Origin of the sequence: Aquabacterium sp., from assembly GCF_016195855.1 — a bacterium.
Classification (GTDB): domain Bacteria; phylum Pseudomonadota; class Gammaproteobacteria; order Burkholderiales; family Burkholderiaceae_C; genus Aquabacterium.
In genome coordinates this window covers 402487-423291 of sequence record NZ_JACPYU010000003.1, presented here as the reverse complement: position 1 = coordinate 423291, position 20805 = coordinate 402487, and the positions used below count along the sequence as shown (strand labels likewise).

Sequence of the window (20805 nt, the reverse complement as noted above, 5' to 3'; positions counted from 1 at the left end):
AGGTGCTCATGGCTTGGGCGGGGGCGCCAATGGCTTGAGGTCACCGCAGTCTGCGCCCAGCCATTTGGCATGGTGCTTCATGGTCACGGTTTGCGGCTGGCCATTGCGTTGCGTTGTGATGCGGATGTCGCTGTTGTAGGACGTGCTGTCCGTGAAGGTGGTGCTGCCTTCGCCTTCGCTGGGCGGCTGCGTGCAGGTGAACTTCCAGCTCCAGGTGTTGCCGGTGTGGCTCATCGAGGTGTTCTTGCAGCTGCCTTCGGTTTTCTGCCAGCGGTTTTGCTCCAGCATCTCTTTGCTCATGCACATGCGGATCGCCATGTTGCCGCCGCCAGGGGCCATCTGCACGCCTTTGGCCTTCATCTGGGCTTCCATCTGGGCACGCATGTCAGGTGGCATGCGCTTCATCTGCTCGGCCAGTTGCGCCGACATGTCGGGCAGGGGCTTGCCGTTGAGTTGCTGCGAATCAGCCGTGACTTGCCACAGGCCAGGCTTGATGGGCGGCGTGTCGGCCGCCTGGGCGCTCGTGACGAGCACACCGGCCAGCGTCAGTGAAACCGCGAGGTGGGATGCCATGAAGGATGAGGCTCTGGGCGTGCGCATGGTTGCTCCTGGGCTTGGTCAGGAGAAAGATCATGACACAAGGCCCGCGCCTCGCATCAAATCAGCGACGCCCTGCGCGCGTAGCACCAATGGCAAGCAGGCCTATCAGTGCCATGGCGAAGATGCCAGGTTCCGGAACGGGCGAGGCTTGTACCGTCAACCCTTCGAAGAACACCGAGTTGTTGTAGAAGGGGGTGTTGGCCGTATTGAGCGGGTCGCTGATGCGCACGAAGTCCAGGGCCAGTCGGCCGGTCAGCGTGGGCAATGCGGCGGGCAGGTCCGTGCTGGCAAGGAAATCAGTCGCGCCACCCAGGCCGCTGACCCAGAACAGCCGGACGTTGACGAGGCGGTAGTCGCCGATGTCGAAGCCGGCAAGCTGGCGAGGATAGTCCGTTGGCAGAGTGTTTGAACCCGCTTTGGGGGTGGGGTCCGCCGCGAGCATCAGCGCATCCCTGAAGGGCGATGGGGCCGGAAGATCGTTGGAGACGCTGACTGCGCCGATCACATCCGAGAAAGCATGGCCCGCCACGCTGCCGCTGATGGGTGACAGCGCGCGCGGTGTCAGGGCGTTACCGACGTAGATGGAGGCATCGCCTTCGAACCCCAGTGCACCCGAGTTACCGAAATAGGGGGCCGCAGCGTCGTAGGTAAATTGACCACTGACCTGACTACCTCCGCCCAGCAGGGCGACGACATCTGCATTGCCATGGGGTGAGGCATTGGTCGAGAAGGTGTAGTTGACCGGCGATGCCAGGGCGGCCAATGGGGCCGCTACCAATGTGGCAAGAACGCTGGCGCGAACAAGTGATTTGTTTTTCATTGAAGTCCCTGGTTATGGCGAGCCGCTGCAGTTTCAAATTTCAGTTGGCACAGGTCAATCCCGTGCTCTGGTGCCTCGTCGTGTCAGATCAACACGACGGCGTCGGGCAACTCATTGGGATTGGGGTGGCCGGCCAGCGGGAAGTGCTGGCGCAGCAGGTCGCTCACGGCGGTGATGGCCTGGATCAGCCCCGCCTCGTACTGGCCATTCTGCAACGAGGCCGCGAGTTGCTGGGTGATGCCTTGCCACACCGCGTCGTTGGTGCGGATGTGCAGGCCGCGGTCGGCCAGGATCTCGATGCGCCGCTCGGCCAGCAGCAGGTAGATGAGCACGCCGTTGTTGTGTTCGGTGTCCCACACCTTCAACTGGCTGAACAGCTCGATGGCGCGCGCGCGGGACGAGACGCCGCGCCACAGGGCTGACGCACTGAGCCCGGCCTCGACGCAGACGCGCAACTCGCCCATGTGGCGGGCTTCGCTGTCCAGCACGGCCTGCTCCAGCCGCGCCAGCCCGGCTGCGCCCAGCAGGCGTCGGGCGTCTGCCGCGTCCAGCCAGATGTGGCGTGCCCAGCGTGCAAGTGTGTTCATGTCTGCCGCCTCACCAGTTGCCGGAGGCGCCGCCGCCACCAAAGTCGCCACCACCCCCGGACGACCGGCCGCCGCCGCTGCTGCCTCCGCCGCCCCAGCCGCCACCCATCGGCGGCCCACCCCAGCCGCCAGGGCCACCGCGCCCGCCCGAGCCAAAGGCCAGCGCGAAGAGCGAAGCGGCGACCCAGGCCGCCAGGGCAATGAACAGGCTGGTGGTGACCAGCCAGACCAGCCCGCCGGTGACCAGGCCTGTGGCCAAGGCGCCGCCCTTGCGGCCCAGGATGCTGCTGAGCACGCCGAACACGATGGGGATACCGATCAGGCCGAAGACCAGCAGGTCATTGAACTGAAAGCCCTCGTTGCGGCTGTGTGACCTGGCCGGTTGGGGATCGGGCAGCGGCAGGTTCTCGCCCTGGATGCGGGCGATCAACTGGTCAACACCCTGGTTGAGGCCGCCGGCATAGTCACCCGCCTTGAAGGCTGGCTTGATGGCCCGCTCGATGATCTGGCTGGCTGCCAGGTCGGGTACGGCGCCCTCCAGGGACTTGGCCACTTCGATGCGGATGCGCCGGTCCTGTTTGGCCACGACGATCAGCAGGCCATCGCCGACCTCACGGCGGCCGATCTTCCAGCTGTCACCCACTCGCTGCGCATAGGCGGCGATGTCCTCGGGCAGGGTGCTGGGGAGCATCAGCACGACCATCTGCGTGCCGTGCGCCTGCTCGAAGGCCATGAGCTTGCGCTCCAGCACCTGTTGCTGTTCGGGGCTGAGGGTCTGGCTCTGGTCGATCACGTGGCCGCTCAATGGCGGCACGGGCAGCACGTCGCCTGTGTTGTCTGCCGCCCAGGTGGCCGCCGGGGACAGCGATAACAGGCAGGCAAGGAGGCAGGCGAAGCCCCAGGTGCTCAAGCGGGTGCGCAAGCACAGCCATGCCGAAGGCCAGGCCCTGCGCCCTGCGGCGTGGTCTGGCTTGAGCCCTGCGGTGCGGGTGTGCACGCGGCGGCCTTACTTCTTGTTGAAGTCCACAGCGGGCGGCGTCGAGATCTGGGCTTCGTTCTGCACCGTGAAGCTGGGCTTGACCTGGTAGCTGAAGACCATGGCCGTCAGGTTGGAGGGGAAGCTGCGTGCCAGCACGTTGTAGTCCTGCACCGATTTGATGTAGCGGTTGCGCGCCACGGTGATGCGGTTCTCGGTGCCCTCCAGTTGCACGCGCAGATCCTGGAAGCCCTGGTTGGCTTTGAGGCTGGGGTAGTTCTCGCTGACCACGAGCAGGCGGGACAGGGCGCCAGACAGCTCACCCTGGGCCTGCTGGAACTTGTTGAAGGCCTCGGGGTTGTTGATCAGCTCGGGCGTGGCCTGGATGCTGGTGGCCTTGGCGCGGGCCTCGACCACCTTGGTCAGCGTGTCCTGCTCGAAGGCGGCTTCGCCCTTGACGGTGGCCACGATGTTGGGGATGAGGTCCGTGCGGCGCTGGTACTGGTTGAGCACCTCGGACCAGGCCGATTTGGTCTGTTCGTCCAGGCGCTGGAAGTCGTTGTAGCCGCAACCGGTCAGCGACAGGGCCAGCAGGGCGGCACTCACGGGGGCGGCCAGGCGACGAAGCAGGGAGATCAAGGTGGCAGTCATCGGTAACCTTTCAAGCGATTTGGGCGAGACCGTTCATGTGTGCAAGCTTAGGTCATTTTGGGGGCTGGCCAGCCAAGGGTAGGTGGCCAGGGAGTCGACCACAGCCTGCTGGGCCTGGGTGACGGGGCGTTCGGCCTGGAGCAGCACGTTCACCTCGCGTTCGATGGCGCAATCGGCCGTGTAGACAAAGGCCAGGCCGGCTTCGCGCGCAATCGACTCGGGCATGAAGGCGATGCCCAGGTTGGCGCGCACCATGGCCTGTATCCAGTCCTCGCGCGGTGATTGTTGCACCACGTCCAGCGCCACATCGCGATCGCGCAAGAGGCGGTCGATGTAGTTGGAGAACTCGCAGTGGATGCGTTCGCAGTAGTGCTCGCGGTGGAGCTCGCTCATGTCGACCTGCTGGCGGCCGTTGAAACGGTGGTCGTTGCCGATGGCCACCACATAGTGCTCGCGGAACAGCGGCCGGGCGGTGAAGCGCTTGGGCGTCTCGTAAGGCGAGCACATCACGCCCAGGTCGATGTCGCTGCGGTCCAGGGCATCGGTGAGCGCTTCGAGGTTGCCCTCGCGAAAGCTCATGTCGATGGACAAGGGGCCATCCTGGCACTTGGCAAAGCCGGGCAGGATCATGTCGAAGTCGATGGTGCACATGACCCCGATGCGCACCAGCTCCTTTTGCTCGCGCGACAGCCGGCGGGCCTGCTCCCGGGTCTGGTTGGCGGTGTCGAAGATCTGGCGGAAGTTGGGCAGCACGGCGCGCCCCAGATCGGTGAGCGCCACGGCGTTGCGCGTGCGGTCGAACAGACGCCCGCCCATGGCTTCTTCCAGCCGCTGGATGGCCTTGGTCAGTGCAGGCTGAGACACGAAGCAGCGCTCCGATGCCCGCGTGAAGTTCAGGGCATCGGCCACTGCCAGGAAATAGCGAATCTGATAGAGCTCCACGTGGCCATCCTTCCCGAGTCATAACCGTTGTGCATCGCATCATGAATTCATCCCATTTCACGCGCAAGACCTGACTGCCTACGCTGGCCCCCATTCAAGGCCAAACCGGCCAATTTGGGGGCAGCAATGCAAGACAGGTCAATCGTGGTGGTGGGCGGTGGTTTCGCTGGAACCACTTTGGTGCGCGAGCTGGAGCGGCGCCTGCCTGAGGGCTGGCAACTGGTGCTGATCAGCGAGGAGAGTTACACCACCTTCAATCCCATGCTGCCAGAGGTGGTGGGCGCGGCGGTGTTCCCCGAGCATGTGATCGCGCCGCTGCGGGCCATGCTGACGCGCACGCGCTTCATCATGGGCCGCCTGACCTGTGTGGACCGTGCGCACAAGCGCCTGAGTTGCACAACGCTGACGGGCGAGCTGCACCTGACGTACGAACACCTCGTGCTGGCCTTCGGCCTGCGGGCCCACATCGACATCCTGCCAGGCATGGCCGAGCATGGCCTGCCGCTCAAGCTGGTGGGCGATGCCATGCACATCCGCAACAAGGTGTTGCAAAGGATGGCCAGCATCGAGTTGTGCCCCGGGGGCGGGCCAGCGCGGCGCGAGCATGGTCACATCGTGGTGGTGGGTGGGGGCTTCTCCGGCGTGGAGGTGGCCGGCGCGCTGGCGGACTTCATGCACGATGCCCGCCGCTACTACCCCGGCATCCGCGATGGCGAGCTGGCCATCACCTTGCTGCATGACGGCGACCGGCTTTTGCCCGAGTTGCCTGCGCCGCTGGGCCTGGCTGCGGCGCGCTCGCTGCGCAAGCGGGGCGTGGTGGTGCGTCTGGGGGCCAAGGCCGCCCAGGTCAGCGACCGTGAGGTCGTGCTGGCAGACGGGCAGCGCCTGGCGGCGCGCACCGTGATCTGCACGGTGGGCACGCGCGCCAACCCGGTGGTGGCGCAACTGGGCTTGCCCCTCATGCGCGGGCGCATCCAGACCCTGCCCGATTGCGCTGTGGATGCAGCACGTGACCTGTGGGCCCTGGGGGATTGCGCGGCGGTACCGAATGCCGATCAGGGCGGCATGTCACCGCCCACGGCGCAGTTCGCCGTGGCGCAGGCGAAGCAACTGGCCCACAACCTGGTGGCCCATGTGCAGGGCCAGGCGACACGGCCCTTCGCCTACCGCTCCAAAGGAATGATGGCCACGACCGGGCTCCACAAGGGCGTGGCCGAGCTGTTCGGGCTGCACCTCAGTGGCTTGCCGGCGTGGCTGCTCTGGCGGGCCTATTACCTCTCGCGCATGCCCACCTTCGGGCGAAAGCTGCGCATCTGGGTCGAGTGGACCTGGAGCCTGTTCTTTCCCACCGATATCACCCACCTGCGCTTCACGCGCACCCATGAAGTCGATTCGACGCCACGCTAGGAGATCAACCATGTTGAAAGACCGTTCTGTCATTGTCACCGGCTCCACCTCGGGCATCGGCCTGGGCATCGCCAGGGCTTTTGCGGCACAAGGCACCCATGTGGTGCTCAATGGATTTGGCAAGGCCGAGGAGATCGAGCAGATCCGTGCCGAGATAGCCCGCACTCATGGCGTCAAGGTCCTGTACGACCCGGCCGACATGAGCAAGCCCGAGCAGGTGCGTGGCCTGGCCCGTCTGACCGCCGAGGTCTTCGGGCATGTGGACATCATCGTCAACAACGCGGGTGTGCAGCACGTGGCCCCCATCGAGTCCTTCCCCGACGAGAAGTGGGACGCCATCGTGGCGATCAACCTGTCCTCGGCCTACCACCTGATCAAGGCGGTGGTGCCGGGCATGAAGGCGCGGGGCTTTGGCCGCATCATCAATGTGGCGTCGGCCCATGGCCTGACGGCCTCGCCTTTCAAGTCGGCTTATGTGGCGGCCAAGCATGGCCTCATCGGCCTGTCCAAGACCGTGGCCCTTGAGGTGGCCAACGATGGCATCACCTGCAACACCATCTGCCCGGGCTATGTCAAAACCCCGCTGGTAGAGCAGCAGATTGCCGACCAGGCCAAGGCGCACGGGATCTCGCCCGAGCAAGTGGTGCGCGATGTGATGCTGTCCCACCAGGCGCGCAAGGCCTTTGTGCAGGTGGAGGAGCTGGCCGCGCTGGCGGTGTTCCTCGCCACCGACCAGGCGGCATCCATGACCGGTTCGGCCATCGCCATGGATGGCGGCTGGACCTTGCACTGAGGGCGCGGCCATGTTGAACGATTTCACCGAGCAGGTCGCGGCACTGCGCCCTCAACTGATTGGCCTGGCGCGCCGCAAACTGCGCAACGACGCCTGGGCGGAAGACGCCGTCTCGGAGACCATCCTGGCGGCACTGGAGCGGCCAGGCGCTTTTGCGGGGCGCTCGCAATTGCGCACCTGGTTGATCGGCGTGCTCAAGCACAAGCTGGTGGACCAGTTGCGCCGCCAGGCGCCGGCCTGGCATGTCCATTTGCTGCAGGATGAGGACGAGGATGGCAGCGAGGCGGGCCCTTTGCCAGGACACGCCGCCATCGAATGGCGTGACCCCGCGGCCTGCGTGCATGAAAAGCAGATGCTGATCCAGTTCGACACCTGCTTGCGCACGCTGCCAGAGCAGCAGGCCAGGGCTTTTGTGCTGCGGGATTGCATGGAGCTCGATACCCAGGAAGTGTGTGAGGCGTTGGGCATCAGTGCGAGCCATCTGTCGGTGGTGCTTTACCGTGTGAGACGGCGTTTGCGCGAAGTGGTCGCGACCAACTGATTCATCTAAACAGGAGAAGCCGTGATGGCCAAAGCAGAAACCGCAAGCCGCGCCCCCTCCACGTCATCGGTGCCTCAGGCCTTGCCCGGCCAGGTGGTGCTGGTGCTGCAGGGTGGTGGGGCGCTGGGTGCCTACCAACTGGGCGTCTACCAGGCCATGCACGAGGCGGGCATCGAGCCCGATTGGGTGGTGGGCACCTCCATTGGCGCCATCAACGGGGCCCTCATCGCGGGCAACCCGCCAGCGCAGCGCATGGCGCGTCTGCACGCGTTCTGGGACCGCATGGAAATCAAGGGGTCGGCCTGGTTTGCGTCTCATGCAGGGGCGGGGTTGGACCTGATGGGGCAGGCCTTGAGCAATCTGCACACGATCAGCGGTGGCTTGCCCGGCTTCTTCCGGCCCAGCCTGGCTGGCTTGATGGGGGCGCATGCCCCTACGGGCATCGAGCATGCGGCCTACTACAGCACGGCGCCGCTGCGCGAGACGCTGGCCGACCTGATCGATCTGGACTACCTCCACAGCCAGCGCACGCGCCTGACGGTGGGGGCCGTCAATGCCCGAACGGGCGCCATGACCTATTTCGACAGCCGGCAGCAGCCTTTGCAGCTGGACCACGTGATGGCCTCCGGTGCCCTGCCGCCGGCCTTTCCGGCCGTGCGCATCGACGGGGATCCGTATTGGGATGGCGGCATCTACTCCAACACCCCCACCGAGGTGGTGCTGGACGACAACCCTCGCCGTGATTCGGTCATCTTCTCGGTGCAGTTGTGGAACCCGCAAGGGCCGGAGCCTCAAACGCTGTGGCAGATCAATGGCCGCCAGAAGGACATCCAGTTCTCCAGCCGCTCTGCCAGCCATGTGGCCGAGCAGCAGAAGATCCACAAGCTGCGCCACATCATCCGCGAGCTGGTCAAGCACCTGCCCGAGGAGCGCCGCCGTGATCCGCAGGTGGCCGAGCTGGCTTCCTGGGGCTGCGGCACCACCATGCACATGGTGCAGCTGACCGCACCGCGCTTGCCCAATGAGGACCAGACCAAGGACATCGACTTCACGCACCAGGGCATCACGGCGCGCTGGGAGGCCGGGCATGCGGACGCGTGTCGCGCCATCGAGCTGGCCCCCTGGCTTCAGGCCGTGGACCCGCGTGATGGCGTGGTGATCCACGATATCCGTTGATGCGCTGAGGGGCGGGGTCATGGCGACGCACATGTGGGAGATCTTGCTGGCCAGCGTGGCCTTGGCAGCCCTGATGGGTTTTGCGATCCAGCGGGGTGCCACCTGCACGGTGGCGGCCGTGGACGAACTCATGAACCAGCGCCGGGCGCAGCGCCTGCTCAGCCTGGCCGAGGCCGCCTTGTGGGTGGGCCTGGGGCTGCTCTTGTTGCGGCAACTCGGTGTGATGGCACCCTTGCTGGCGGGACATGAGCCTGGCTGGCGCACGGTGCTGGGCGGCGCCTTGCTGGGCGGTGGGGCCTATGTCAACCGGGCCTGCGTGTTTGGCGCCATTGCACGCTGGTCAAACGGGGAGTGGGCCTATGTGGCCACGCCCATCGGGTTCTTTGCGGGTTGCTGGCTGTTCCTGCGGGTGTTCCAGAGCATGGCCGCACCTGCCTCGCTGCAGATGGCGCCGGCTTTGAGCTTGCCGGCCTGGGCCGCGGCGCCCGCACTCGTCTTGCTGGTGCTGCGGGTGGCCTATGGCGTGCGTGTGAGCTGGCAGCGCCTGCTGGCCGACCCGCATCTGCGCACGCCTTCGCAGCGTGGGCGAGGGCTGCTGATGTCGGTATGGCGCCCGGCACCCGCCACCATCGTGATCGGGCTGACCTTCCTGGGCATGATGCTGATGGCCGGCCCCTGGGCCTATACCGAGCTCTTGAGCGAATGGGCCGCGGGCATGGCCAGGCAGACCTGGGTGCGGGCCTTGCTGGCGGCCGCCTTGTTTGGTGGTGCCGCGCTGGGCGGCTGGCTGGCAGGCAGGTGGGCCTGGCGCAGTGGGCGCATCGTCCATGCCAAGGACATCGTGCGTTGTCTGATCGGCGGGGCGCTGATGGGCATGGGCAGCCAGTTCATCCCCGGGGGCAATGATGGGCTGATCCTGGTGGGCATGCCCTTGCTGTGGGGCTATGCCTGGCTGGCGTTTGGCACCATGTGCCTGACCATCTCGGGCTTGATGGCCTGCCAGAAGCTCACGCAGTAACGGCCTTGCCCGTCCTGCAGGTGCAGCTTGGGTGCAAAGCCACTGTCTTGTGCCAGTTGCCGGATCATGGCAGGGCTGTACTTTTGAGATTGCTCCGTGTAGATGGTCTCGCCGGGCTCGAACTGGAATTGCAGGTCCACCCGGGTGCTGCGCACGGTTTGCTTGTCCAGGCTGACCAGGAAGCTGCGCGCCGTGCCATCCAGCGGCGAGTAGCAGGCGTAGTGGCTGAAGCGGTCCAGCTTGAAGTTCATGCCCAGCTCGCGGTTGAGCCGCCGCAGCAGATTGAGGTTGAAGGCGGCCGTCACGCCTTCCGGGTCGTTGTAGGCGGCCAGCAGGGTGTGCGGGTTTTTCATCAGGTCCAGCCCCAGCAGCAGGCCGTCGCCCTCCTGCATGTGGCTGCGTATCTGATTCAAGAAGGCGCGGGCCTCATCCAGGGGCATGTTGCCCAGGTTGCTGCCCATGAACATCACGATCTGGCGCTGGCCGTTGCCGGGCTGGCGCCAGCCTGAGAAGTAATCACCCGTGCGAGCCTGGACGCGCAGCCCGGGCAGGCGCTGGTCAAACGCCCTGAGCAGGCTGCCCAGTGCATGCGGCGAGATGTCCACTGGCACGTAGCTGAAGTCCACACCGGTCTTGTCGAATGCGGCGCAAAGCTCCAGTGTCTTGCTGCCATCGCCACTGCCCAGTTCGATCAGCTCGAATGGGCGGCCATCGGGTGTGAAGGCATCCAGCAGCTTGGGCCATTGGTGCGCCAGGATCTCGCGTTCGGCCTCGGTCAGGTAATAGCCGGGCAGGCACATGATGCGCTGGAACAGGCGCGAGCCTTCGTCGTCGTAGAAGTACATCGAGGGCAGGCGCTTGGGCGTTTGCCTCAGGCCAGTCAGGGCGCGCAGCGACAGCTCATCCAGCAAGGGGGAGTTCGACATGGTGTGGGGCCTTCCAGATGAGGGGGCTCAATCGCGGGCCAGGCGCACGCCCGTGTACTGCCAGCGCAGCGGTGGATGAAAGAAGTTGCGGTAGGTGGCGCGTGCGTGGCCTGGCGGCGTGGCAAAGGAGCTGCCGCGCAGCACCATCTGGTTGACCATGAACTTGCCGTTGTACTCACCCACGGCGCCTGGTGCCTTTTGAAAGCCGGGGTAGGGTTGGTAGGCGCTCGCAGTCCATTCCCAGCGTTGCCCCCATGTCAACTGGCTTTGTGCGGCTTCCCATTCGAACTCGGTGGGCAGGCGGCAGCCGGCCCATTGCGCGAAGGCGTGGGCCTCGTAGTAGCTGAGGTGGCTCACCGGTGCGTCGGGCGACACGGGCTGGGCGCCGCGCAAGGTGTAGTGCGCCCAGCCGCTGGGGGCCTTGTCGTCACGCGACCAGTACAGGGGCGCCGCGATGCCTTCGGTCTGCAACCAGTCCCACCCTTCGGCATGCCACAACTCGTGTCGCTGGTAGCCCTGGTCGGCCATGAAGGCGAGGTAATCGCGGTTGCTGACCAGGCCCTGCTGAATCTGAAAGGGCCGCAGGTGCTGGACATGCCTCGATCCTTCGTTGTCGAAGGCAAAGCCCTGGCCCTTGTGCCCGACCTCGTACAGGCCGCCGTCGATGTCCAGCCAGCCGCCAGGTGTGGATGGCGTCGTGAAGGCGGGTGTGCCGCCATGCTCGCGCGCCAAGTCCCAGCTGGCGACCGTGCCATGCGCGTAAGGTGGTTGCAGTGGGTTGCCGCCCAGGATGGCCTTGATGTCGGTGAGCAGCAATTCCTGGTGTTGCTGTTCGTGCTGCAAGCCCAGCTCGATGAGGGTGCACACCGGCTCGTCCAGCTCGCGCGCCAGCCAGCCCATCATGCACTCGTCGATGTGGTGCCGGTAGGCCAGGATCTCGTCAACCGTGGGGCGGCTCAGCGTGCCGCGCTGATGGCGCAACACCCGTTGCCCCACCGTCTCGTAATAGCTGTTGAACAGGTAACCATACAAGGGGTGCCAGGGCGCTTGCTCAGGGGCCAGCCTGGACAGCACAAAGGCTTCGAAGAACCAGGTGGTGTGTGCCAGGTGCCACTTGGGCGGGCTGACATGGGCCACGGGTTGCGGTACGTGGTCCTCTGCGGCCAGTGGGGCGCACAGGGCCTCGCTGGTGGCGCGGATGTCGTGGTAGCGGCTGGCCAGGCTGGGGCCTGGTTCTGCAGATGGAAGTGGCATGTCTCGACCTCATGCAGCATCGCCGCTGGGCACGCGTGTGCCAGTACGGGCGACAAAGGACTCGGCGGCTCATGCCGCCAAGCTTCATGCATGCATGGTCGTGCGAGCCCTGGTACTTCTTACACAAGCATCCGACAGCGGCGCGGCGCTGTCAATCGAGCTGTAACGAAGTTCATCCTGTGGGGCTATTGCAGCGGCTTTTCAGGCGGCCTGGGCGTCCAGCAGGTGGCAGGACAGCACCTCGTGCGAGCGGGACTTGGGGTAGCGGTCGCGCACGATCTGGACGGCGCCCACTGGCGTGTCAGCCAGCACCTTGAGAACGCGCTTGACGGCCTGCTGGGACGGGGTGATCACGACCAGGGTCGAGACTTCAAAAACACGTAGGGCAGGTTCAATGGCAAGGTTCATCAGGGCGCGCATGCGGTCTCCACTTCATGGCCCTCCGCCTTGCTGTTGCGCTGCAGTGGGCCACCTGTTTCATCATGCATTTTGCGGGCCAACCATGACAGAGGATTGACCCCATGAAGGGGGGCAGGTGTGGGGGCCAGACCACGCGTTTGGGTGGGGCTTGTACCACCCTGCTGCCGCCACATGAAACGTCATCCGACATGTGGCAACAAAGTGGTGCGGCGCTGTCAGCTTTGGTGCGGGCGGCGGCCGGCCCGTGTCAACAAGACCATGCCGGTGAGCACCAGGGCGATACCCGTGGGTTCGGGCACGCTGGGTGTCACGGCCACGTTCTGCAGGGTCAGCAAGCTGGTGTTGCTGAAGCTGTTGACGTCGGTGAGGGCCCAGGACAGGGTCAGGGTGCCGCCTTGTTGTGCGGTGTAGCTGGCGTGCTGCACGCCCGAATCCAGCCAGCCACCTGTGCTCGCTTGCATCAGGCCGCTGCCCACGTTGGCCAGTGCGATCAGCTGCACGTTGCCGCCTTGATTCCAGCTCAGCCAGGCGGCATCGGGCTCGCCCTGCTTGCTGCCGTTGTCGCGGGTCAGCAAGCGCCAGTCGAACGACACCTGCGAGCCTGCCGTGATGTCAAAGGTTTGCGAGATGGCCGAGCCTTCGTAGGCATTGTTGCCCAGCGCCTGTGCAGGCAGGCCCAGCCAGGCTTCCAGCCCTTGGGTAGGAGCGGTCTCGATCGGGGCCAGGCCCGACAGGTTGTAGCTGCCGGCCAGCGCGGGGGCGTCGTCGTCATACACGGTGGAGGCGGTGCCCAGTACCGCCACGGGGGCGGCACCCAGGTTGATGCCCCACACCGCGCCGCTCTGTGTGGAGACATCGCCCGCGGCCTGCCAATGGCTCAGGCCTTGCGAGAAGTCGCCGTTTTGCAGGTCAGCGGCGTGAGCCAGGGTGCCCATCGACAAGGCGGCCAGGGCCAGGGTGGTGCGTGTGGTGAACTTCATGGAAAACGTCCGTTCAAGATGATGAGTGGGCGGGGGCGTTGGCAGGGCTGGGATGCGGTCACTGCATCAGGTCACGCGAGGTTTGCAGCTGGCTGCGCGTCACGCCTTGCAGTCGCACCAGCGTGCGGGCGCCGGCGGTGCCGGCGTAGCCATCGCTGTCGATCTGGATCTCAAGCCCGGCGCTGGTGTCGACCAGCTGGATGAAGCCTGCGGCGATCAGGTCGGTGCCGGAGCCTGCGCTGGCACGCAAGCTGGCCGCCACGGCGCTGAGGTCGATGCGGTCTTCACCCGGGGTGAAATCGGTGAGGGTGTCCAGCGCGTCGCGCAGGCTGGTGTAGACAAACACATCGCGGCCGGCGCCACCGGTGATCACGTCTGCGCCGGCGCCGCCGGTGATGCGGTCGTCACCAGGCGTGCCCACGATGGTTTCGCTGCGCGATGTGCCGTTGATGGTGTGAACCAGGTTCAAGCCGATCAGCAGCGGGTCGTGGTCGGACGAGCGATAAGGCGTGGCGGTGTAGTAATCGGGGCCGCACGCGGCACAAGCAGGCTGCTTGAACTCCAGGTTGTAGTCGATGACAAATGGCTCGTCGGCGTTGACGTGCCACTCGATGGCGCTGGTGACCAGGCTGTTGAAGGCCGGTGTGGCCACAGCGTGGTCCAGGGCGCCGGCCTCGCCGTCGAACACGTACGAGTAGGGTTGGATGCTGAAGCGGGCGGCCAGATCGGTATAGCCATTGCTGACCAGGCTGTAGATCGGGTCTTCCTGGCTGTAGGCGTTGAAGTCGCCCAGCAGCACGACGCGGTTGTTGCCGGTGCTGGCTTGCAGGTTGCTGACAAAGGTCTGGATGGCGGTGGCTTCGGCGACGCGGGTGGCGTTGAAGCAGCCCTGGCCATCACCCTGGTCCTGATCGGGGTCGAGGTTGGCCTCCGTCGTGGGGCAGCTGCCCTTGGACTTGAAGTGGTTGACGACCACGGCAAACTGTTCGCCGTTGGGGGCGGCAAAGGTCTGGGCCACCGAGGGCCGCTTGTGGGTGGGGTCGGTGTCGCTGAGGGAGGCACCCACGCGGCTGACCTTGGCGGGTTTGTAGATGATGCCGACCTTGATCGCATCGGTGCCCACGCCGCTGGCCGGGTCGGGCACCACGTCGTAGGTGCCGGCACCCATCGCGCTGTTGAGGCCGTCCACCAGGTTTTGCACGGCGGCCACGTTGTTCTGCAACTCCATCAGGCCGATGACATCGGCGTTCATGGCCGACAACTCGGCAATCAGCTTGCTGCGCTGGCGTGTGAACTCGGCGGCAGAGTCTGCGCCGCGGCAATCGGCGGTGGTGCCTGAAGGCGCGCAGCCTTGGCCCGTCTGGTTGCTGGCGGTGCGGCCATCACCGAAGGTGGTGAAGAAGTTCAGCAAGTTGGCGCTGGCGACGCGCAGGTTGCCACCCACGTCCGCCGGCTGTGCGCTGCGCTGGTTGGCGCGTGTGAAGGCCACCGCTGTGGTCGGGTGGATCTTGTAGCTGGCCAGGCCTGTGTTGTCGGAGGTCGCCAGGCCATAGTCGATCACACCGGTGATGCCGTCCACCGTGTCGCCCGCGCGCAGGGTGTTGTCGGCGCCGATGTAAGGCGTGGGGTTTGGGTTTTGCAGCGAGCTGCCGTCGTCCAGCAGGATCTGTCGCTGTGCATTGCCCGATGCCATGTTCAGGGCATCAGCCGAGCCGGGGCGGAACTTGTTGGTGGGCTTTTCCAGGCGGCCGTTGGCCGCGAGCGTGACCTGACCATAACGACCGAGGAAGTAGTTCTGCGAGGCCGTCAGCTGCGTGTTGATCGTCACCAGCATGCCTTCAAGGGCTTCCAGCTGGGCTTGCGTGGCCGGCAGCGTGATGACGGTGGGCGCGATGCTGTTGCCGCTGTTCACCACGGTGATGCTGGTGGGTGAAGTCAGTTCGGTGACGGTGTGGCTGGCGGTCAGTGTGTTGGTGGCCGCGCCGGTGTTGAACTCGGCCACCTTGCCGCTCAAGGTGAGCGCCTGGCCCACCGACACGGTTGGTGTCGTGCTGGTGAAGACGAAGATGCCTTCTGAGGTTGCGGGGTCGCTGTCCGCGTTGGGGTCTTGCAGGAAGAAGCCGTTGTTGCTCACCTTGGTGACCACGCCACTGGTGCTGACCGTCTGCCCCAGGAGCGGGCTGGTGCCGCCGTTGCCCTGGATGCTGTGGATGGCCGTGAGGGGGGCACCGCTGCCACCGCCCGTTCCGCCACTGCCGCCTGAGCCACTGCACGTGACCAGCGTGGTCGCCGTGTTGCGCGGGGAGGGAGCCCCAGCGGCAAAGTCGCTGGCATTGACGTCGGTGTCGCTGCAGCCCGTGTTGGCGCGCAGCACCGCCGTGGTGGTGCTGGGCGCAGGGGCGGCGCCGCTGCCTTCATAGAAGTTGGCCGAGCCATAGCCCACCAGGTCCACGATCTGGGCCAGTTGCGCCGAGGTGCAGACCGTGCTGCTGCCGTTACAGGCCAGGCCGCTGGTGCCATTGACCAGGGCCAGCTTGCCCGCGGTGGCGCTGATGTTCAGGCCGGTGCTGCCAACAAAGTCCACCGTCACGGGCAAGGCCCCGCCCACGGTGGCCGAGGTGGCCAGGCTGACCAGGAAGTATTGCCCCGGCTGCACCGCCACATTGGGCAGCGGCACCACCGTGTTGGCCGAGAAGTTGCCCGTGCCCGTGCCCGAGGCGTATTGCAGCGACAGGCCCGACAGGCTGACGGCCGCGCTGCCGGCATTGAACAACTCGACGTAGTCGCTCTTGTACGTGAGGCTGCCGCTGGTGGCCCCACCGCCGCCATACACCTGGCTGATCACCAGGCCGTTGCTGGAGGCAAACGCCATGCTGCTGAGCGCCAGCACGGCGGCCAGGCAAACAGGCTTGAACCGGCGTGCAGGCGCGGCAGGGAAGGGGGCGGAAATCAGCTGGGGCAAACGCATGGCAATCCTCGAACATGGGAATGCCTTGCAGTGTGAAAGCCCGCTGTTTCAGGCGCGTGGGCCTGATCCAGGCACAACATGGTCCCTTGGGGCCAGGGTTCGTGGCAATGTCCGCTTTGCGCGACGCCGGCCGGATGGCGCGTGGATCAGCCCTGCTGGCGGCGTGCGCGTGCGCGCGCCAGCGCGGCCTCGATCACGGCGCGCTTTTGGTCCAGTTGATCCGGGTCGGTCAGCCTGGACGCTTCTTCGATGTGGGCCAGCTTGTGCTCGGCCTTGGCCTGCAAGCGCGCATCGTGATCAGCCTTGGCACGCACCACCCGGATTTGATGAAAAGCGTAGCGCTGGCGGGCCTGGTCAGCCAGATCCTGCGGCCAGGCGGCCCAGCCAGTGGGGGCGGGCTCGTGGTCATGCGCCGGCACCAGCGAGATGCAGTCAACCGGGCAAACGGGGATGCACAGCTCGCAGCCGGTGCACTGGTCTTCGATGACCGTGTGCATGTGCTTGTTGGTGCCGATGATGGCATCGACCGGGCAGGCCTTGATGCACAGGGTGCAGCCGATGCACCAGGCTTCGTCGATGACGGCCAGTGTGCGCGGGCCTTCTGTGCCGTGGGCTTCGCTCAGGGGGGCCTCGGGCAGGCCGGTCAGCTGGGCCAGACGCCGCACACCCTCGGCGCCACCGGGCGGGCATTGGTTGATGCCGGCTTCACCCTGGGCAATGGCCTGGGCGTAGCCTTCGCAATCAGGAAAGCCGCAGCGCGTGCACTGCGTCTGCGGCAAAAGGGCGTTGATGTGTTGGGCGTCCAGCATGATGGCGCCGCAGTGTACAAGCCCTGCGCCGCACCAGGCGGGCAGGGCCGTGCATCACTTGTTGTGCGACAGGATGAAGGCGCGGATTTCGGGGTAAGCCTGCTCGCGCCAGCGGCGGCCCGAGAAGATGCCGTAGTGACCGGCGCCCGCCACGTCATAGTGCTTCTGGCGCGTCTTGGGGATGCCCGTGCACAGTTCGTGCGCGGCGCGGGTCTGGCCGGCGCCGGAGATGTCGTCGAGCTCGCCCTCCACCGTCAGCAAGGCCGTGGTCTTGATGTCCTGCGGGCGCACCAGTTCCTCCTTGCCCTGGGGGTTGCGCACCTTCCAGGTGCCGTTGACCAGGGCGAAGTCCTGGAACACGGTCTTGATGGTGTCCAGGTAGTACTCGGCGGGCATGTCCAGCACGGCGTTGTATTCGTCGTAGAACTGACGGTGGGCATCGGCGCTGTCGCCGTCACCGCGCACCAGATCCAGGAAGTAGTCGTAGTGCGAATTGGCGTGGCGGTCCGGGTTCATGGCCACAAAGCCGGTGTGCTGCAGGAAGCCCGGGTACACGCGGCGCGAGGCACCGGGGTAGTTGGGCGGCACACGGTAGATCACATTGTTCTCGAACCACTCGAAGCTCTTGTTCATGGCCAGGTTGTTGACGGCCGTGGGCGAGCGACGGGCATCGATGGGGCCACCCATCATGGTCATGGTGCGGGGCGTGGTTTCGCCACGGCTGGCCATCAAGGAGACAGCAGCCAACACCGGCACGGTGGGCTGGCACACCGAGATCACGTGCACGCCGGGGCCCACCTTGCGGATGAAGTCCTGCACGTAGTTGACGTAGTCATCCAGGTGGAAGGGGCCGTCTTCCAGCGGAACCATGCGGGCGTCGATCCAGTCGGTGATGTAGACCTTGTGGTCCTGCAGCATGGTGCGCACGGTGTCGCGCAGCAAGGTCGAGTGGTGGCCGGACAGGGGCGCCACGATCAGCACGGAGGGCTGGTCGCGCATCTTGTCAAGCAAGGCCGCGTCGTCGGTGAAACGCTTGAAGCGGATCAGCTTGCAGAAAGGTTTGTCTTCAACCACCTGCTCCTGGATCACCACGTCCGTGCCGTGCACATTGACCTTGTTGATGCCGAATTCGGGCTTCTCGTATTCCTTGGTCAGGCGATGGACCAGGTCAAAGCCAGCCGAGACGCGGTGCGCGGAGGGGATCTGCGCCAGCGGTGACAGCGGATTGCTGTACAGCTTGGACGCGGCACTGGCGAATTCAGAGAAGGGACTGATCCAGGCGCGGTTGGTTTCGTAGATCTGGTAGAGCATGGCAGGGCCTTTGGGTCGGGTACGGCAAACACATGACGGTGATCACTCACGTATTCAACAGCATGGTGCAGTGCAGCATAGTAGAGTTTTTCAATATTTGCACTTCTCTTGGGCCCATGAGCAAGTCAACAACAGCACAAATAGTGTGCATTTCCAAGTCTGCTTGATCGTTAAATGGGCGGTGCACCCTGTCGCGATGCGTCCCTACCCGGACAGGGGGATCATCCCCGAACCAAGGGGGCCGAAATTTGATTCGGGTCATCTCCGTGCGCTAACGTTTACTTACGGCCATTTTCTCATTGTGGAAATGGTCTGGTCGACACCAAACACGCAGGGAGCCCCGCATGAGTGCACTGAGTCAGCTTCAATCCACCCGCCAAGCCATTCGCTTTTCTCACACCTTTTCTCACACCGTTTGCGCCAGCCTGGCCAAGGGGATGCTGATGGGGGCTGTGGCCCTGTCGGCCCCGCACGTCCACGCCGCCTGGGACTCCTACATCAAGGGCGCTTTCGGGCCCGTGGTGAACTGGCCCCTGATCCCCATCCATGTGGTCTTGCTGCCCGATGGCCGTGTGCTCGGTTACGGCTCGGATGGCCAGGGCAACCAGACGGGGCAGTTCACTTATGACGTCTGGGACCCCAGCAAGGGCACGGGCGCCGATGCCCACCTGACGCTGCCCAATACCACGGGCACCGACACCTTCTGCAGTGGCCAGATCGTGCTGCCGGCCAGCGGCGCGGTGCTGCTGACCGGGGGCGACAAGACGGTCAACAACGTACGCAATTACTCGGTCAACGACGTCAACCTGTTTGACTACCGCTCCTCGGCGCTGTACTCGGCCCAGCAACCCATGGCCTACCTGCGCTGGTATCCCACCGTGTTGACCACGGCGGCAGGTGAGGTGCTGGTGCTGGGCGGGCGCATCGACCCGGATACCCCCACGCCCACCCCCGAGGTCTACACGGAAGGCTCCGGCTGGCGCACGCTGTCGACGGCCACCAGCGACGATGCCTATGGCTTGAAGAACTGGAGCTACCCGCGCGCCTGGCAGGCCCCCAATGGCAAGGTCTTCGTCGCCACGAAATGGGGCGGGACCTACTACCTGGATCCGGCCGGCACCGGCAAGCTCGAAAAGACCAGCCTGACTTTGACGGCCAGTGACGAGTACCTCACCAGCGTGATGTTCACGCCGGGCAAGATCCTGTCGCTGCGCAAACTCAACAAGGCCGTGGTGATCGACATCACGGGGGCCACACCCAAGGCCACGAGCGTGACGGGTGTGGGGCAGGATCGCTTTCATGGTTCGGCCACGGTCATGGCCGACGGCAAGGTCTTTGTCAGCGGTGGCTCCATGGTGAGCAATGTGGCCAATGGCGTGGCCTACACGGCCAAGATCTGGAACCCGGCCAACAATGGCTGGACGACGGCGGCCACGGCCACCAAGATGCGCCTGTATCACTCGGTGTCCTTGCTGCTGCCTGACGCGCGTGTGCTCACGGCCGGCGGTGGCGCACCAGGCCCGGTGATCAACCTGAATGCCGAGGTCTACACGCCGCCCTATCTGTACAAGCAGGACTGGTCCGGCACGCTGGCTGCACGGCCATCCATCACGTCGGCACCGGCCACGGCCACCTGGGGGCAAGCGATCCCGGTGGTGGCCAATGTGAGCGGCATCAGCAAGGTCACCCTGGTCAAGACGGGGTCGGCCACGCACACGGTGGACTTTGACCAGCGCTTCATGACGCTGAACTACACGGCATCGGGCCAGAACCTGAACGTGACGATGCCGGCCTCGGCCAATGTGGCGCCTCCCGGCTACTACATGCTGTTCGTGTTCAACAGCGCAGGTGTGCCATCGGTGGCGAAGATCATCAGGCTGGGCTGATCTTTTTCAGCTCAGCAAAAAAACAAACGCCGCGCGGTGACCTGCGCGGCGTTTTGCTTTGTGGCGCTTGAACTTACTTCATGCGGCGACGCAGGTTCAGGCCCATCAAGCCCAGGCTGCAGGCAACCAGGGCCCAGGTGCTGGGCTCGGGTACGGCCGAGATGTTGTCCAGCCCGGCCACGTTGGCGGTGGCGCTCAGGTCGAACGACAGCGCGGTGCCAGCGAACGTGAAGTTCACGGCCGTCCAGGTGTCGTAGGCCGCTGCGTTGGCGACCAGGTCAAAGGTGCCCAGCAGGGTGCCCGTGCCATTCAGGCCCGAATAGGCCTTCACGGCACCGACCACGTCCGTCGGGGTCGAGTAGAAGAAGGACAGCAGGCCGTCCACGCCACCGGCCACGTTCATGAAGGCCGTGGTGTTGGTCACGCCGTCGAGCTGCGCCATGGCCACACCCAGGGGCGACGGTGCATTGCTGTAGTAAGGATCGAAGGCGGGGTCGTTGGAGACACCCAGCACGTTCGTGAACGACACGCCTTGCGCGGCGTACTGGTTGTCGACGGCTTCACCGTAGGACCAGTTCTTTTCAAAGTCGACCGTGAAGCCGGTGGCGGCCGACGACAGGGCGGGCGCCAGGGCCAGCGCGATGAGGGACAGGGTGGATGCGAGCTTCATTGTGGACTCCTAGAAATGGTGTGCTCTTGCCTGATGGACTGCAATAGAAAACGGTATTGACCAGGCCAGT

20 protein-coding genes are annotated in these 20805 nt (G+C 65.2%); 6 read left to right on the top strand and 14 right to left on the bottom strand.

Annotated features, from left to right (window positions below; all coding sequences use genetic code 11):
• Positions 1 to 6: 6 nt before the first annotated feature.
• The 6 genes from HY019_RS03510 to HY019_RS03485 all read right to left on the bottom strand — a co-directional run bounded on the left by HY019_RS03510 (position 7) and on the right by HY019_RS03485 (position 4576).
• Positions 7 to 600 carry a DUF3617 domain-containing protein gene (locus HY019_RS03510; RefSeq protein WP_290688386.1) on the bottom strand — a complete coding sequence of 198 codons (594 nt, stop codon included), beginning with the start codon at positions 598 to 600 and terminating at the stop codon, positions 7 to 9.
• Positions 601 to 661: 61 nt separating this feature from the next.
• Positions 662 to 1420, bottom strand: a complete 759-nt coding sequence (locus HY019_RS03505; RefSeq protein ID WP_290688384.1) for a PEP-CTERM sorting domain-containing protein — start codon at positions 1418 to 1420, stop codon at positions 662 to 664.
• An 83-nt stretch (positions 1421 to 1503) separates the two neighbouring features.
• Complete coding sequence (locus HY019_RS03500; RefSeq protein ID WP_290688382.1) at positions 1504 to 2007, bottom strand: TPM domain-containing protein; 504 nt, start codon at positions 2005 to 2007, stop codon at positions 1504 to 1506.
• 10 nt (positions 2008 to 2017) lie between these two features.
• Complete coding sequence (locus tag HY019_RS03495; protein ID WP_290688380.1) at positions 2018 to 3004, bottom strand: TPM domain-containing protein; 987 nt, start codon at positions 3002 to 3004, stop codon at positions 2018 to 2020.
• 9 nt (positions 3005 to 3013) lie between these two features.
• The gene (locus HY019_RS03490; protein WP_290688378.1) at positions 3014 to 3634 is read right to left on the bottom strand and encodes a LemA family protein; all 621 of its coding nucleotides are present in this window, start codon (positions 3632 to 3634) and stop codon (positions 3014 to 3016) included.
• 33 nt (positions 3635 to 3667) lie between these two features.
• Positions 3668 to 4576: a LysR family transcriptional regulator gene (locus HY019_RS03485; protein ID WP_290688376.1), complete on the bottom strand. Its 909-nt coding sequence runs from the start codon at positions 4574 to 4576 to the stop codon at positions 3668 to 3670.
• Between the two features lie 126 nt (positions 4577 to 4702).
• On the opposite strand from HY019_RS03485, the gene HY019_RS03480 reads away from it, so the two are divergent.
• From HY019_RS03480 to HY019_RS03460, 5 genes are read left to right on the top strand one after another with little or no spacing between them, the layout of a single operon-like run.
• A complete protein-coding gene (locus tag HY019_RS03480) occupies positions 4703 to 5983 on the top strand; it encodes an FAD-dependent oxidoreductase (RefSeq protein WP_290688374.1) in 1281 nt (426 codons plus the stop codon).
• Positions 5984 to 5993: 10 nt separating this feature from the next.
• The gene (locus tag HY019_RS03475; protein WP_290688373.1) at positions 5994 to 6776 is read left to right on the top strand and encodes a 3-hydroxybutyrate dehydrogenase; all 783 of its coding nucleotides are present in this window, start codon (positions 5994 to 5996) and stop codon (positions 6774 to 6776) included.
• A gap of 10 nt (positions 6777 to 6786) precedes the next feature.
• Entirely contained in the window at positions 6787 to 7317 is a 531-nt protein-coding gene (locus HY019_RS03470) for a sigma-70 family RNA polymerase sigma factor (RefSeq protein ID WP_290688371.1), read from the top strand.
• 24 nt (positions 7318 to 7341) lie between these two features.
• Positions 7342 to 8493 carry a patatin-like phospholipase family protein gene (locus HY019_RS03465; protein ID WP_290688369.1) on the top strand — a complete coding sequence of 384 codons (1152 nt, stop codon included), beginning with the start codon at positions 7342 to 7344 and terminating at the stop codon, positions 8491 to 8493.
• Between the two features lie 31 nt (positions 8494 to 8524).
• Positions 8525 to 9511, top strand: a complete 987-nt coding sequence (locus HY019_RS03460; protein WP_290688367.1) for a YeeE/YedE thiosulfate transporter family protein — start codon at positions 8525 to 8527, stop codon at positions 9509 to 9511.
• Here the strand turns inward: HY019_RS03460 and HY019_RS03455 are convergent.
• From HY019_RS03455 to phaZ, 7 genes are all read right to left on the bottom strand, one after another.
• Positions 9436 to 10437 carry an L-histidine N(alpha)-methyltransferase gene (locus HY019_RS03455; RefSeq protein WP_290688365.1) on the bottom strand — a complete coding sequence of 334 codons (1002 nt, stop codon included), beginning with the start codon at positions 10435 to 10437 and terminating at the stop codon, positions 9436 to 9438. The two genes, HY019_RS03460 and HY019_RS03455, sit on opposite strands and share 76 nt — an antisense overlap.
• A 27-nt stretch (positions 10438 to 10464) precedes the next feature.
• The gene (egtB, locus tag HY019_RS03450) at positions 10465 to 11691 is read right to left on the bottom strand and encodes an ergothioneine biosynthesis protein EgtB (RefSeq protein WP_290688363.1); all 1227 of its coding nucleotides are present in this window, start codon (positions 11689 to 11691) and stop codon (positions 10465 to 10467) included.
• A gap of 201 nt (positions 11692 to 11892) precedes the next feature.
• Positions 11893 to 12099, bottom strand: a complete 207-nt coding sequence (locus HY019_RS03445) for a hypothetical protein (RefSeq protein ID WP_290688362.1) — start codon at positions 12097 to 12099, stop codon at positions 11893 to 11895.
• A 227-nt stretch (positions 12100 to 12326) separates the two neighbouring features.
• Positions 12327 to 13091, bottom strand: coding sequence for a hypothetical protein (locus HY019_RS03440; protein ID WP_290688361.1), 765 nt, complete (start codon positions 13089 to 13091; stop codon positions 12327 to 12329).
• A gap of 58 nt (positions 13092 to 13149) precedes the next feature.
• Positions 13150 to 16059 carry an ExeM/NucH family extracellular endonuclease gene (locus HY019_RS03435; RefSeq protein WP_290688360.1) on the bottom strand — a complete coding sequence of 970 codons (2910 nt, stop codon included), beginning with the start codon at positions 16057 to 16059 and terminating at the stop codon, positions 13150 to 13152.
• Positions 16060 to 16205: 146 nt separating this feature from the next.
• A complete protein-coding gene (gene rsxB, locus HY019_RS03430) occupies positions 16206 to 16868 on the bottom strand; it encodes an electron transport complex subunit RsxB (protein WP_290688358.1) in 663 nt (220 codons plus the stop codon).
• Between the two features lie 54 nt (positions 16869 to 16922).
• Positions 16923 to 18179 carry a polyhydroxyalkanoate depolymerase gene (gene phaZ, locus HY019_RS03425; RefSeq protein WP_290688356.1) on the bottom strand — a complete coding sequence of 419 codons (1257 nt, stop codon included), beginning with the start codon at positions 18177 to 18179 and terminating at the stop codon, positions 16923 to 16925.
• A gap of 344 nt (positions 18180 to 18523) precedes the next feature.
• Between phaZ and HY019_RS03420 the strand changes: the two genes are divergently transcribed.
• Positions 18524 to 20065, top strand: coding sequence for a galactose oxidase early set domain-containing protein (locus tag HY019_RS03420; protein ID WP_290688355.1), 1542 nt, complete (start codon positions 18524 to 18526; stop codon positions 20063 to 20065).
• Positions 20066 to 20138: 73 nt separating this feature from the next.
• Here the strand turns inward: HY019_RS03420 and HY019_RS03415 are convergent, their stop codons facing one another.
• On the bottom strand, positions 20139 to 20735 hold the full coding sequence (locus HY019_RS03415) for a PEP-CTERM sorting domain-containing protein (protein WP_290688353.1): 597 nt from the start codon (positions 20733 to 20735) through the stop codon (positions 20139 to 20141).
• Between the last annotated feature and the right edge of the window lie 70 nt (positions 20736 to 20805).